Genomic DNA, 13,089 nt, shown 5'->3' with positions numbered 1-13,089 from the left:
GGATGTTCCATGCAAAAGCTTAAGCGCGTGCTGATCTTGTCCGCCTCGTACGGTGAAGGTCACCAACAAGCGGCACTCGCCGTGCGCGACGCCATTATGGAAAGTCATCCTGGTCATGAAGTGCACATCGTCGATTACATTGAGATGGTCCATCCGCGATTGAATTCAGTCGCCCGTTACTGTTATTTAAAAAGTGTGCGCTTTGCACCTGCACTTTATGGACTTTTTTACAAAGGAACAAGCCGCATCGCCCCTTCTTCCCTCATTCAACGGCGGCTCAATCATCTGGGATACGAAGAATTAGCTGAATTCCTTCACGAAGAACAGCCTGATGTCATTCTCTCGACATTCCCAACACCTGCTGGTGTTATGTCTGTTTTGCGTGAACACGGTCTAACTCAGATCCCTGCTGCGACTGTAATAACGGATCATGCGATTCACAGTCAATGGATCCACCCGTATACCGATCACTACTTTGTCGGTTCTGAACATGTCAAACAGGGACTCATTTTGCGCGGAATCGACGAACGTCGCATCTCTGTTACCGGCATCCCCATTCGCCCGGCATTTCTTGAGGCGAGCAATCGCGCAGGAATTCGCGCCAAATTAGGACTTGAGCCGGACTATCCGACACTACTCATTATGGGCGGTGCCTACGGTGTGTTATCGGATATTGTACAAATCTGCGAAGAATTGTTTCAATCGGATCGGCGTATGCAGTTGATGGTCGTCTGTGGACGCAATGAGAAGTTACGCCAACAAATTGAACAATTATCCAAAGATGCGAAAAATCCGGTATGGGTATTTGGCTTTACACGTGAAGTCCATGAATTGATGGCAGTCTCTGATCTCATTGTGACAAAAGCGGGAGGACTTACAGTGAGCGAAGCCTTGGCAATGGAGTTGCCGATGCTACTGTATCGGCCGATTCCAGGACAGGAAACACAAAATGCAGCCTTTCTTGTTAAATCTCGAGTTGCTGTCCTCGCACGCACGCGCAAACAGGTGATTGATCATATTTATCGTCTCTTGCGTGATAATGGATCTTTGCTCGCGCGCATGCGCGCAAATACGAACACGATTCGCAAGGTCACCGCGGCACGAGATATTGCTGATAAACTCGTTGAACTTGAAAATCAAGAAGTGATTCATCCACCGCAACCCCATACTCCTCCTCTTTTGGCGGAGCAATCATGAGGGGGATTCCACAAGAGATTCGCAAACCCTTTGTCGCAAGCGCACTCGTCACCCTCCTGCTCGTCGAATTCGTGCGCGGTGCACTTTTGCTTGCGCTTCTTCCAAATATCGGAGTCGATGCGCTAGGGCTAACCCCCGCCGCGATTGGTCTTGCGATTAGTGTTCACTACTTTTTTGACAATATCTTGCGTAGCCCTATGGGCTTTTTAGCCGACCACTTTGGACATCGCTTTGTGCTTGTGACCGGACTCTTTATTGCCGCAGTCGGATTGATTGTCATCGCTCGTGCGACAAACCCCGTGAATTTAACTGTCGGGGCGGGTATACTAGGAGTCGGGACTTCACCACTTTGGCCCTCTGTGATCTCTACAGTGACTGGGACTGTCTCAGAGCAGCAAAAGGCAAGTGCGATGGGCTATATTTATATTGCTTGGCTCATTGGAGGAGGAGCCGGACCTGTCGTCATCAATTTGGTCTTGGGTCTCTCCTATCGAGTTGCTTTTATGTTGCTTATCTCTTTGTTATTGCTCGGTGGTTTGCTCGCACTCCTCACCAAACCTGAACAGTCAACTCTGCAGGGCGATGAACCCTTCTTAGTTTTGATTGCGCCGCGTAGATATTTTAGTGAAATCATCGTAAACTTGAAGCAGATTCGAATCTTATTCCCGGGGATGTTTGTACAGACGCTAGCGATTGGAATTTTGATCCCTGTGCTAACGCCTTATGCACGCGTCGTTCTCGGCGTAAGTCCACAACTGCAAAGCGTGGCGATGGTGATTGTAGGTGGAACCACTGCTATTTTCTTGCCGATTATGGGAAAACTCGTAGACCGCATTGGTGCTCGTCCGTTTTTATCGGGCGGCTTTCTTCTCACAGCCATTGGATTGATTCTCTTCACTCTGCAAACGGCGATCTGGCCTGCAATTGGCTTTATGTTAGTTCTTGCACTCTCTTATGCGATGATTTTGCCATCGTGGAATTCTGTGCTTGACGGAGCGATCGACCGAGAAAAACGCGGAGCGATGTGGGGCGTTTTCATGACCGTAGAAGGACTTGGCACCGCTACTGGACCTTATATCGGCGGCAGACTATGGCAGGCATTTGGGCCGCAGGCCCCTTTTTGGATGAGTGCTATTGTTGTAGGTACGATGGGGCTTTTGTATCTCTTTATTCGCATCCCAGGTCTCAATCGTCACCTGAAACCGAGCACCTAGCCGTTTCATGAATTGGAGTGTCCGCTATGCTCGGAATTGGCCTTATCGTTTTACTTATTCTTCTCATTTGGGCCCTCCACGGGCCACTCGCTGAAGGGATTTTTGATTTTTTCCACTGGCTTGGGATCTACAAGGGAAATGACCTCGTACGGGAGATCACGCTTACTTTTGACGATGGGCCACACCCTTTGTATACACCCCAATTGCTTGATTTACTTGAACAACACAATGTGAAGGCCATCTTTTTTCTTGTAGGTGAGCGTGCAAAGCGATACCCGGAATTGGTGCGCGCCATTCATGCGCGTGGACATATGATCGGAAGCCATACATATCATCATCGCAATGCTTGGTTCATGACACCAAGACAACTAGAACGCGAACTGATCCAAACAAAACTAGTCATCGAGTCCATCATTGAGGAACCTGTGCGCTTTTATCGCCCCCCTTGGGGCAGATTAACCATCGCAACACCTTTGATCATGCGCCGCATCGGTCAAGTTCCCGTGTTGTGGACATTTGCAGCGAGAGATTGGCGTCGTGACGTCTCCGCCCAGGAAATTGCCCACGCGATCGCATCCAAGTTGCAAAACGGTGCAATTGTTCTTCTGCACGACAGTGGGGGCGACGTAGTTGCACCCTTGCATACTTTGGCTGCACTTACGGTCTTATTGCCGCGCATCTCCCAGATTGGTATTACATGTAATACCAATCCTGTTCGCCAAGCGGCCAGACGCCTTTCAGAACCGCAAACACCTTTCCCCAGGCGTTTGCAGCGCCTGATTCATCCTTTATGGATGCTGTGGGAGCGCTTATTTGACACTTTGTACGCGGTGTATCCGATGTCTCGCCTCTTTCGTTTAAGCGTGGTACCATGGCGTTTTGGTCGAAGATCCATCCAATTCGCCACACACATAGAGAATACACAAACGTATATCGCTGCAACGTCAGCTCAACAGGTAAAACACATGAATTCTAGCCCAGAAACGGAAAATGCGACGCCGCTACTCTGTGATGGCGATCTCATGGTTGAATTGCATTTGCAAAACGGCTTCCTGCAACAATTAGTAAAAATGCCATCACCTGAAAAAATGGCGATTCGGGCATTAAAAGAGCTTCGAGATAGCATGCATGACGTGGCACTCGCTCTCATTTATGACGATCGCTTTCGCCATGCAAAAGGTGTATTTGGCATGACACTGATGCATCGTGGCGCTGAAAAACTCGGTTTCCATGTTGAAGAAATTGAACCGACTGTAACAAATCGCTGGGTGAGTATGTTGCTTATCTGGATTATGGTGTTCTATCACCCGGAGGGACGCAAACGGTTGTATCAAGGGCATGGCGACATGCATCCTAAATTGCTGTGGATGACGCGCGAGGAACTACTCAGCCGCTATTATCTAGGACCGCCTCTTCCCGATCACGTATCCTCGTTGGAAGAACTTTTTATTGATCCATTCACTTCACACGTAAAATAGCAACATCGCTCATTGCAAAGGGTGCTGTCAAAGTCATTCGACAGCACCCTTTTACTTTTTTATTAGGTTGGTGATTTCATAGTAAGTAAGATCGATTTAAAGGTATGAAAATCCATCATACAGTGGGAACTTTTGCGTTAATTCGCGGACGAGACGTATCGCCTTATTGATCTGTACTTGTTCATTTTGGTGACGCAAAACAAGGTCTACAATTTCTGCGATTTGCCCCATCGCTTCAACGTCCATTCCACGCGTTGTCACAGCAGCCGTCCCCATCCGCACACCACTTGTCACACCAGGCTTTTCTGGATCATACGGAATTGCATTTTTGTTCGTCGTCACACCAACTTCATCTAACAAATGTTCTGCCACTTTTCCGGTAAGACCCACACTACGGACGTCCATCAACAATAGATGGTTATCCGTACCTCCAGAAACGAGTGTAAAGCCACGCTCCGTCAACATTTCAGCTAATGCCTTCGCGTTTTCAACAATTTGCTTCGTATAGTCTACAAATTCAGGACGCATCGCTTCCCCAAAAGCGACTGCTTTTGCTGCAATCACATGCATCAAGGGTCCTCCTTGCACGCCGGGGAAAACGGACTTGTCAATTGCTTTTGCAAATTCTTCTTTACACAAAATCATTCCACCACGCGGGCCCCGCAAAGTTTTATGTGTTGTTGTTGTAACCACATGCGCATAGGGAACTGGACTCGAATGCACACCTGTTGCAACAAGTCCGGCAATGTGTGCCATGTCAACCATTAGGTAGGCGCCGACCTCATCAGCGATCGCTCGCAAGCGCGGGAAGTCAAATTCTCGCGGATATGCGCTAGCACCCGCGACGATCAGTTTGGGTTTATGCTCTTTTGCTAGCCGTTCGACTTCCTCATAGGAGATTCGATGGGTGACAGGGTCCACTCCGTATGCAACAAAGTGATAAAGTTGACCGGAAAAATTGACGTTACTGCCATGCGTTAAGTGTCCACCGTGCGCCAAATTCATTCCAAGCACAGTATCGCCTGGCTTTAGCAACGCAAAATAGACCGCCATATTCGCTTGTGCTCCGGAATGTGGCTGAACATTGACATGCTCTGCTTTAAATAATTCCTTGGCCCGATCAATGGCAATTTGCTCTACAACATCTACATGCTCACAGCCCCCATAATACCGTTTCCCAGGATATCCTTCCGCGTATTTATTGGTCAATACCGTACCAAGTGCATCAAGCACTGCACGACTGACAAAGTTTTCTGACGCAATCAGCTCAATTTTTGAGTGTTGGCGAATGCGCTCTGCTTCAATTGCTTCCGCGATTGCGGGATCCATTAAATGTAAATGGCTCAACACTTATCCCCCTGTTCCTCTAATTGATACACGGCACGCGCGCCACCGATGAGTTTTGGCCGCGTTCGCGCTGCCGTTACATGAGCAAATCCGATCTCCTTGATCGTCAAACGAACGGGAACGGCAACACGCCGCAAGTGCATCCCAATCAATGTATCGCCAATATCAATGCCTGCATGTGCTGCAATCTGCTCAACCATAACAGGTTGCTGCAACGTGCGATAGGCTGTTGCAGCAACTGCGCCCCCTGCTGTCACAGCTGGCACGACAGTTACTTCTTCAAGTTGAAAGGCACGCCATGTGCGACGCTCTGTGACCAGTGCGCGATTCAAGTGTTCACAGCTCTGAAAAGCAACATGAAATGGATGGTTCGCGCGCACACGAAGTACCCCGCTGACAATCGCTTGCGCAACTTCCTGTGAGCTGTGTGTTCCAATGCGATGACCAAGCACTTCGCTGCTACTTGCGCCCACAACAAGGATCTGATCTTCTGTCAATTGTGCCGCTGCAAGTAACTCCATGATTGCCGTTGCAACTTTCCTTTCAAATTCTTCGATCATCGTGAGGTCTTCCCAACTTGTGCACCGTTTTCAATCTCATGCTCAAGTGCCTCTATTTTTCCTAAGCGGCGAGCATGACGACCTCCTTCAAACGGTGTAGTCAACCATATGCGTGCAATTTTCTCCGCTTGATCAGGATCAACCACGCGCCCGCCCATCGTTAGAATATTACTATCATTATGGGCGCGTGTAGCCTCTGCTGAAAAGAGATCATGTACGGTAGCTGCGCGAATTCCCGGTACCTTATTGGCGGTTATACACATCCCGATGCCAGTCCCGCACAGTAAAATCCCACGGTCGAATTCACCTGAAGCGACGCGATGTGCCACCTCAATGGCATAGTCCGGATAATCCACAGATTCCTCAGAATAGCAGCCAAAATCTTTCCATTCATGGCCAAGATCCTGAAGACGTGTAAGCAATTCCTGTTTAAGCACGTACCCCCCATGATCTGATCCGATCGCAATTCGCATGGTTCTATTCCTCTCTCCTTTGCAAGGCAAAACTGCTCCTCATCTTATAGACATGATGCTAGGCTTATGGTAGTTGACGGTTGTTCTGAAACCGCTGAATTATCGATACACACGCGTCCTCAATCTGCCGTGCCGCTCGTTCATACTCTTCATCGTCTAATCCAAACGGATCCTGCACATCCAGAGAGGTCGGTAACTGATCGGCAGAAACTCCACCTTCCCCCGCGCTTTCCTTGGCATATTCAAGAAGAGTGAAAATCTTTTCTTGAAATTTCGGAAACGCTTGCAGCAAGGTTTTCTTATGTGCTTCTGTCATTGTCAGCACCAAATCCGCTTGGGTTATCTGTTCTTCCGTTAGACGCCTTGCCTTATGGGTCTCTCCTTGTCCAATGCCGCGACGCAACAGTGCAGCTTGTGCACCCGGCGACATCGCATCCCCCGTCAACGCAAATAAACCCGCTGAACTTACGGATACTTGCGTATCCAAGCCAGACTGTTTTAGCAAATTCGCCATGATGCGCTCTGCCATCGGAGACCGACACGTATTCCCTGTACAGACAAACAGAATTTCATACATGGTATCGCCTTCCATCTACCAGAAAAACTTAAGCCCTAAAAATGCAAGAATTGCGCCACCGGCTAGTTGTCCATACCGCCCTAATCGCGCATTTACCTGACGTCCGATGTAAAGTCCTACCATCGAAAGCGCCCCGCTCAATAACGCAAACATAGCAGCTGGAACGACGGGTGTCATCCCTAGTGTACCCAATGTCAAGCCAACTGACAATGCGTCGATGCTGACGCCAAAAGCAAAGCCAACTAATTGCAAAAAATGCGCGCGAAACGGGGGCGGTTGAATCCCCATTTCAAATTGAAGGGATTTGACGATCATTTGAGACCCAAGAAACATCATCACTACTGCCGTTATTTTTTGTACAATATCACCAAATCGTGCATATAGTACATCTCCAATCCAAACACCAAGAAGAGGGAGTAAAAGATGGAATAAACTGATGATCAGTGACAAGCGTCCGACATCACGCCAGCGCAAGCCTTGGGCACCAAGACCAAGACCAAGCGAAAAGGCGTCCATACTGAGCGCAAGCCCAATCAGGACCACTGTCCAAAGCAACAGAGGAGTATAACTTAACACAGCGTCTCCACCTTTCACCACATCCGATTACATGTGTATGCAACGTCGGACAGGTTCATGAGACGAGTGCTTTGCGGTGCTATCGCAAGTCAATGAACGCACCGCCAGATGCTTTAAAAAGCCGATTCATCAACGCAAAATGTGATTCTGATGGCTCATATCCACGCACAAAGATCAGATCGATCGCCGCCTCATCACAGGCTCGTAGTGCCTCATATAAATGAGCAGCAATCGTTTGACTACTATTCCCTAAATCAAGAAAAAAATCGGCGCCTTCACCAATTGAAGATTCAAATCCGAGCACAGCGACTCGTTTGCCCTGATTGTGCGCCAATCCAATGGCTTCGCGCACATACTTCCTGCACGCTGCAGTCTCACCAATGAGCACGCGCATCTCGCCTCGCGGCGCATAGTGACGGTATTTTTGACCTGGTGAACGCGGGACAGCTGCCTCTTCTTGTGGTTCTACTAGATGTTGATCGTAGACAACGGGGACCCCAAAGCTTTTAAGATCCGCACTGGTAATGTCCCCAGGCCGAAGAATTACAATTCTCCCATCCATAATCTCGATTACCGTGGATTCAATTCCTACCGAACAAGTCCCTCCATCGACAACACCTGCAATTTCTCCGGCAAGATCTTCCAATACATGTTGGGCTTTTGTTGGACTCGGACGGCCACTGCGATTCGCCGATGGTCCTGCAAGTGGCATGCCAACCTCTTCAATCAATGCGAGTGTCAATGGATGACGCGGCATCCGTACGGCTACGGTTGGCAATCCCGCCGTTAACTCTTTTGGCAAATCGCGACGAGCTGGAAGTAAAATCGAGAGCGGTCCGGGCCAAAAAGCGTCCATTAGTTGTTGTGCTAATGAAGGAACGTGTGTCGTCAACTGTTCGAGTTGTGTCAGGGAACTCACATGTGCAATGAGGGGATTGTCTAGAGGACGCTTTTTTGCCGCAAAGACACGCAACAGTGCTTTGCTGCTCACTGCGCTTGCTCCTAGCCCATACACCGTTTCCGTGGGAAAGGCAACGAGTTCATCTGCGCGAAGATGCTGTGCCGCCTCAAAGACAAGTTGTTCAACCGGAAGACGTTGTATCCGTACCTCTGGATAGCTACTGTCCAGTGAACGTCGCTGCAAGAGGTCATCCGCCTCCTCTAATTGCCATAAAATTGTCTTTTCCCTATCAGTTTTCGCCAATCTTTCTTATCCGTCCTTTCCGCGTGCTCCCTAGAGTGTCAAATGTGCAAAATCCGCACGAATAACCTTTAGCAGTTCTTCTCCATAGTCTACCACAGCAAGTCGTAAGGCGACGGGAATGCGGCCTTTCCCATCCGGGTTTTTTATGTAGCGCACAGCAAGCGGAGGATAATCGGGAAAAGCAGCTGTTGCCGCCACTGCGTCTCCATCACTCAACGCAACAAAACACAGAGGAGGAAACAATACACACCACCAGTTTTGCCCCGCACCTTTCCCTAATGTGATGCGCAATGCCTTATATGTCCCTGCTGGATACACCTTATCCCCGTAAAGCTTTGTCGGGAAATGAGCGAAGCCAAATGTCGTCGTTGCACCATAAGGTGCATGGTATTTTTTTAACATTGCTATGGCAATCGCTTCAACTTCAGGCACAGAGTGTTGCAGTACGATTTGCGCTTGTGATACAGACGTCACATGCGCCATTTTTTCACCAATGAAAGCAATCACGCGATTGCGAATGTCTCGTTTTAAATTTTGGTCCCAGGGACTGTTGCTATTTGCGATGACACGAAAACGCAAAGCATCTTGCGGAATCACATTGGGATCAGGTCCAACAAACGCGTGGGCCTTCCCAATCCCTGTGACTTGGAACCCATTGAGAATGCCGAATAATCCTGCTAGAAAGATGAGTATGACGATCCATGTTTTCATACGCATACTGCCTCCTTGAGTTCTCACGATCGATGAGTTCTAAGAGGCAGTATGGTCAGACTATGAACTTCTTAAACATCTTCTAAAATGTTACAGGAAATTAAGAGATTTCACAGAGTCCACTTCCGCGATCTGCAATTACAAAACGATCAATCCCGCGAAAGTCACTGACTACGTGAAGCACAAAGGATGGATCTGCCGCTCGAAAGATCTGTTGTACGGCATCCGCTTGCCCGACACCTAGCTCAACGGCTAGACAGCCATCCTCCGCTACATATTGTTGCGCCGCCTGAGCAAGCCCCCGATAACAGGCAAGGCCTTGCTGCTCTGCATAGAGTGCAATATGCGGTTCCCACTCTTCAACTTCTGGTTGTAGAGGAGTGCCGACTGGAATATACGGCGGATTCGAGACGATGACATCGATGCTATGGGCTGCAAACATCACTCCATTCAAGTACTCCCCTTTCACAAATTGAATACTTGAATCTACCTGATGTCGTTTTGCATTTTGTATTGCCACATCGAGGGCGTCTTGTGAAATATCTGTCGCCAAAAACCGCAGAGGAATGGCACTTCCTTGAAGAAACTTTGCAAGCGCAACAATCACAGCGCCTGAACCCGTCCCTACGTCCACAACAGTGACTTCATTTTTCTTTGCAATGCGTGTTGTTATGAGTTGCATCGCCAAATCCACAAGTTGCTCTGTCTCTGGCCGTGGAATAAGCACCCTTCGATCAACAAAAAAAGGCAAGCCGCAAAATTCCGTCTCGCCTAACACATATTGAAGCGGTTCGCGGTTCGCACGACGCTGTACCCATTGCCAATACGTTTCCCTGATCGCAGCAGGTACAGGATCTTTGGCATGCACGAGTTGTTCAGCTGTCCCCATGCCCGATACAGCTTGCCAGAGCCAACGCGCAGTCCGTTCAGGAACCTCAACTCCGGCCACACGCAGCGTTTGCTCCGCATTTTTCAGCAGTTCTTGAAGCGTCATTCGTCACCACTTGCCGCTTGAAGCTTCTGTGCCTGTTCTGCGGTCACAAGTGCATGGATAATCTCATCGAGATCCCCTGCCAGTACACTTTCTAAACGATGCAAGGTTAATCCAATCCGATGGTCTGTAACGCGACTTTGCGGAAAGTTATATGTGCGAATTCGCTCACTGCGATCGCCCGTCCCTACAGCTGATTTGCGCTGCTCGGCATACTCCTGTTGTTGCTCTTGCTGGTACTTTTCATAAAGCCTCGCTCTGAGTACACGCATCGCCTTATCGCGATTTTTAAGCTGAGATTTTTCATCTTGACAGGAAACGACAATTCCTGTTGGTAAGTGTGTAATTCGAACTGCCGATTGGGTTGTGTTGACGCTTTGTCCCCCTGGACCTGTCGAGCAAAAAGTATCAATCCGCAAGTCCTTTTCATTAATTTCCACTTCAACTTCCTCGACTTCAGGCAAAACAGCAACAGTCGCCGTTGAGGTGTGAATGCGTCCACCTGATTCAGTAGCTGGAACTCGCTGCACGCGATGTGCACCACTCTCATATTTTAGTAAACTGTACGCTCCTTTGCCCTGCACACTAAAGATCGCTTCTTTAATACCGCCAATATCTGTCTCATTGACATCGATCACATCAATTTTCCAACCCTTGCGGTCAGCAAAACGACTATACATGCGAAACAGGTCTCCTGCAAATAATGCAGCTTCCTCTCCACCCGCAGCGCCGCGAATTTCCACAATGACGTTTTTATCATCATTTTTATCTTTTGGAAGTAACAAGACCATTAAATCATGCTCCAGTTTTTCCTTTTGTTGCGTCAGTTCCGCTAACTCTTGCTTTACAAGCTCTCGCATTTCCTCATCGAGTTTTTCATTTAGCATTTCCTTGGCATCCTGAAGTTGTGATGAGACTTTTTTATACTCTCGATAAGCCTGAACAGTATCTTCTAAATCTGACTGTTCTTTCGCATAGGAACGCAGTTTATCGACATCGCTGATCACTTCAGGATCGGACAAAAGGGCGCTTAACTGATCGTAGCGCTCTTCAACCGCCTGCAAACGATGAAACACGCTGATTCACCCCTAAAAGTTATCTACTATGGCTATACAATGTATGCATAGCGCGCTTTTTTGCATTCTTCTTCATTCGTATTGCAAAACCTGTACACACAAAGACGGTACCGCAAAGTCGTGCAGTACCGCCTATATCATAAACTAGAGGCCAATTACATTCCATATTTTTTCTTAAAACGATCCACACGTCCACCGGCATCAATAAACTTTTGTTTACCCGTGAAAAATGGATGACATTTCGAGCATACTTCCACGCGCAGATTTCCTTTTACTGAACCTGTCTCAAATTGCTCGCCACAGGCGCAGGTCACCATCACTTTTTTATATTCCGGATGAATCCCTGGTTTCATGGTTATTCACCTCCTACTGCGAAGAACACGATAATTTACATATTACCACGTTGTTCCCCTAACTACAAGTGCTATCATATGAGATACCAGTCAGGCGTATGTGTGTAACTACCGATTTTCAATCCCTTGCATTCTTGCTTGAATGCTTCAATCATTGCTAACATGCCAATCGGTTCTTCTGTTCGTGAAGGAATACGCTCCAAATAATAATCCGGATCAATATTCAAATTGCGCAGTTGAACAAGTTTGATGCCATTTTGGTTTATAAAATGTATCATCGCTTCAATCTCTTGCGGTTGATCAGAGATCCCAGGGAAAACCAAATAATTGAGTGAGACAATGACTCCGCGTTCTGATGCATAGCGCGCAGAAGCAGCCACGTCTGTTACCGTATAGCCACGCGGCTGATAGTACGCATTGTAGTGATCTTGTAATGCACTAATTGTCGAGATTCGCATGAGATCGAGTCCAGCATCGACGATCTGCTGAATGTTCGCTGTTAATCCGGCATTCGTATTGATATTGATCGCACCAAAGGTTACTTGCTCTCGCGTTTTGCGAATTGCTAGTGCAATTTCGCGTCCACGCAAGGATGGCTCCCCCTCACATCCTTGTCCAAAAGAAATCACACCTTTTGGACCTGCAGCGCGCAGATGTGTCACCATCAAATCTACCATTTCCTCAACCGTTGGGCGTATCGTCATGCGGATCTGGGGAGATGGAAACCCTGCTGCATCCGGTTGCTCACTGATACATCCGAGACACCCTGCATTACAAGTAGGGGACACAGGAATCGCCCCTTCTAGACGACCAAAAAAAGTATTGCGTGATGTGACACACTCATATTCCACTGCACAAGTTTGCAGGTGTTGATACAAGCGATTATCCGGATGATTAAGCACCATCTGCTGTACTTTTTTATGCACTTCGTTCTCTTTGTATTGTGTCGGATTCCACGGACGGGGATCGTCACTCTGCGTAGCTGCAACATAGAAGCGCCCCTTTTTGAACCCGACTGCCGTATACCCGAATAGTGGAAACGGCTCTGTTCCGATCGGTTTGAAATAGGCGGGCAATAGAAGACGCGTATAGCCTTGAGGTAAAAGTGCGCCGACCGCCACCGCAGATTCAGGAAGTGCCTTGAGTTTCCCTGCTGCATCAAGGCCGAGCGCTCGTGTTCCTGGAAGAGAAACCATCGTCGCGCCTTCAGGAAGCGGGATCCATTCGCGATCATCCACTTCTGTTACTGCTCTCCCCGTTCGACCCACAGCACGAAGTGAACGGTCATCAAACAGTTCACCGTTTTTATTCGCGTAGACCATATACACGAAA

The 13,089-nt window shown here is 48.3% G+C and carries 14 protein-coding genes; 3 read left to right on the top strand and 11 right to left on the bottom strand.

Annotated features, from left to right (window positions below):
* Window positions 1-9: 9 nt before the first annotated feature.
* From BM613_RS06120 to BM613_RS06110, 3 genes are read left to right on the top strand one after another with little or no spacing between them, the layout of a single operon-like run.
* Window positions 10-1,197, top strand: coding sequence for an MGDG synthase family glycosyltransferase (locus tag BM613_RS06120; RefSeq protein ID WP_109430276.1), 1,188 nt, complete (start codon window positions 10-12; stop codon window positions 1,195-1,197).
* Window positions 1,194-2,411, top strand: a complete 1,218-nt coding sequence (locus BM613_RS06115; protein ID WP_109430275.1) for an MFS transporter — start codon at window positions 1,194-1,196, stop codon at window positions 2,409-2,411. Before BM613_RS06120 ends, BM613_RS06115 begins: the two co-directional genes overlap by 4 nt.
* Before the next feature lie 26 nt (window positions 2,412-2,437).
* On the top strand, window positions 2,438-3,889 hold the full coding sequence (locus BM613_RS06110) for a polysaccharide deacetylase family protein (protein ID WP_109430274.1): 1,452 nt from the start codon (window positions 2,438-2,440) through the stop codon (window positions 3,887-3,889).
* Window positions 3,890-3,985: 96 nt separating this feature from the next.
* On the opposite strand, the gene BM613_RS06105 is transcribed toward BM613_RS06110, so the two are convergent.
* From BM613_RS06105 to BM613_RS06055, 11 genes are all read right to left on the bottom strand, one after another.
* Window positions 3,986-5,218, bottom strand: a complete 1,233-nt coding sequence (locus BM613_RS06105; RefSeq protein ID WP_109430319.1) for a serine hydroxymethyltransferase — start codon at window positions 5,216-5,218, stop codon at window positions 3,986-3,988.
* Between the two features lie 14 nt (window positions 5,219-5,232).
* Entirely contained in the window at window positions 5,233-5,796 is a 564-nt protein-coding gene (locus BM613_RS06100) for a TIGR01440 family protein (RefSeq protein WP_109430273.1), read from the bottom strand.
* Window positions 5,793-6,269 (bottom strand): ribose 5-phosphate isomerase B, encoded by a 477-nt coding sequence (gene rpiB, locus BM613_RS06095; protein ID WP_109430272.1) that lies wholly within the window; start codon window positions 6,267-6,269, stop codon window positions 5,793-5,795. The genes BM613_RS06100 and rpiB overlap by 4 nt, the downstream gene beginning before the upstream one ends.
* 64 nt (window positions 6,270-6,333) lie before the next feature.
* Complete coding sequence (locus BM613_RS06090) at window positions 6,334-6,846, bottom strand: low molecular weight protein arginine phosphatase (protein ID WP_245926275.1); 513 nt, start codon at window positions 6,844-6,846, stop codon at window positions 6,334-6,336.
* A 15-nt stretch (window positions 6,847-6,861) separates the two neighbouring features.
* On the bottom strand, window positions 6,862-7,422 hold the full coding sequence (locus BM613_RS06085; RefSeq protein WP_109430270.1) for a manganese efflux pump MntP: 561 nt from the start codon (window positions 7,420-7,422) through the stop codon (window positions 6,862-6,864).
* A 79-nt stretch (window positions 7,423-7,501) separates the two neighbouring features.
* Window positions 7,502-8,626: an L-threonylcarbamoyladenylate synthase gene (locus BM613_RS06080; RefSeq protein WP_245926274.1), complete on the bottom strand. Its 1,125-nt coding sequence runs from the start codon at window positions 8,624-8,626 to the stop codon at window positions 7,502-7,504.
* Between the two features lie 30 nt (window positions 8,627-8,656).
* Window positions 8,657-9,337, bottom strand: a complete 681-nt coding sequence (spoIIR, locus tag BM613_RS06075; RefSeq protein ID WP_181362918.1) for a stage II sporulation protein R — start codon at window positions 9,335-9,337, stop codon at window positions 8,657-8,659.
* 100 nt (window positions 9,338-9,437) lie between these two features.
* A complete protein-coding gene (prmC, locus tag BM613_RS06070) occupies window positions 9,438-10,331 on the bottom strand; it encodes a peptide chain release factor N(5)-glutamine methyltransferase (RefSeq protein WP_109430268.1) in 894 nt (297 codons plus the stop codon).
* Window positions 10,328-11,404, bottom strand: coding sequence for a peptide chain release factor 1 (gene prfA, locus BM613_RS06065; RefSeq protein ID WP_109430267.1), 1,077 nt, complete (start codon window positions 11,402-11,404; stop codon window positions 10,328-10,330). The genes prmC and prfA overlap by 4 nt, the downstream gene beginning before the upstream one ends.
* Before the next feature lie 155 nt (window positions 11,405-11,559).
* Window positions 11,560-11,757, bottom strand: coding sequence for a 50S ribosomal protein L31 (rpmE, locus tag BM613_RS06060; protein ID WP_109430266.1), 198 nt, complete (start codon window positions 11,755-11,757; stop codon window positions 11,560-11,562).
* A 74-nt stretch (window positions 11,758-11,831) separates the two neighbouring features.
* The gene (locus tag BM613_RS06055) at window positions 11,832-13,085 is read right to left on the bottom strand and encodes a radical SAM family protein (protein ID WP_109430265.1); all 1,254 of its coding nucleotides are present in this window, start codon (window positions 13,083-13,085) and stop codon (window positions 11,832-11,834) included.
* Window positions 13,086-13,089 lie beyond the last annotated feature (4 nt).

It is taken from the genome of Sulfoacidibacillus thermotolerans, assembly GCF_003144315.1.
Lineage (GTDB): Bacteria > Bacillota > Bacilli > Alicyclobacillales > SLC66 > Sulfoacidibacillus > Sulfoacidibacillus thermotolerans.
Note: the sequence above shows the minus strand (reverse complement) of the source record. Positions and strands in the feature narration are given on the sequence as shown.

What these genes read in the sequence shown, in the direction of transcription:
- BM613_RS06090 (WP_245926275.1), bottom strand. Translation starts at nt 6,846, where the DNA reads ATGTATGAAATTCTGTTTGTCTGTACAGGGAATACGTGTCGGTCTCCG.
- prmC (WP_109430268.1), bottom strand. Translation starts at nt 10,331, where the DNA reads ATGACGCTTCAAGAACTGCTGAAAAATGCGGAGCAAACGCTGCGTGTG.
- BM613_RS06105 (WP_109430319.1), bottom strand. Translation starts at nt 5,218, where the DNA reads ATGGATCCCGCAATCGCGGAAGCAATTGAAGCAGAGCGCATTCGCCAA.
- spoIIR (WP_181362918.1), bottom strand. Translation starts at nt 9,337, where the DNA reads ATGAAAACATGGATCGTCATACTCATCTTTCTAGCAGGATTATTCGGC.
- BM613_RS06100 (WP_109430273.1), bottom strand. Translation starts at nt 5,796, where the DNA reads ATGATCGAAGAATTTGAAAGGAAAGTTGCAACGGCAATCATGGAGTTA.
- rpmE (WP_109430266.1), bottom strand. Translation starts at nt 11,757, where the DNA reads ATGAAACCAGGGATTCATCCGGAATATAAAAAAGTGATGGTGACCTGC.
- BM613_RS06115 (WP_109430275.1), top strand. Translation starts at nt 1,194, where the DNA reads ATGAGGGGGATTCCACAAGAGATTCGCAAACCCTTTGTCGCAAGCGCA.
- rpiB (WP_109430272.1), bottom strand. Translation starts at nt 6,269, where the DNA reads ATGCGAATTGCGATCGGATCAGATCATGGGGGGTACGTGCTTAAACAG.
- BM613_RS06120 (WP_109430276.1), top strand. Translation starts at nt 10, where the DNA reads ATGCAAAAGCTTAAGCGCGTGCTGATCTTGTCCGCCTCGTACGGTGAA.
- BM613_RS06110 (WP_109430274.1), top strand. Translation starts at nt 2,438, where the DNA reads ATGCTCGGAATTGGCCTTATCGTTTTACTTATTCTTCTCATTTGGGCC.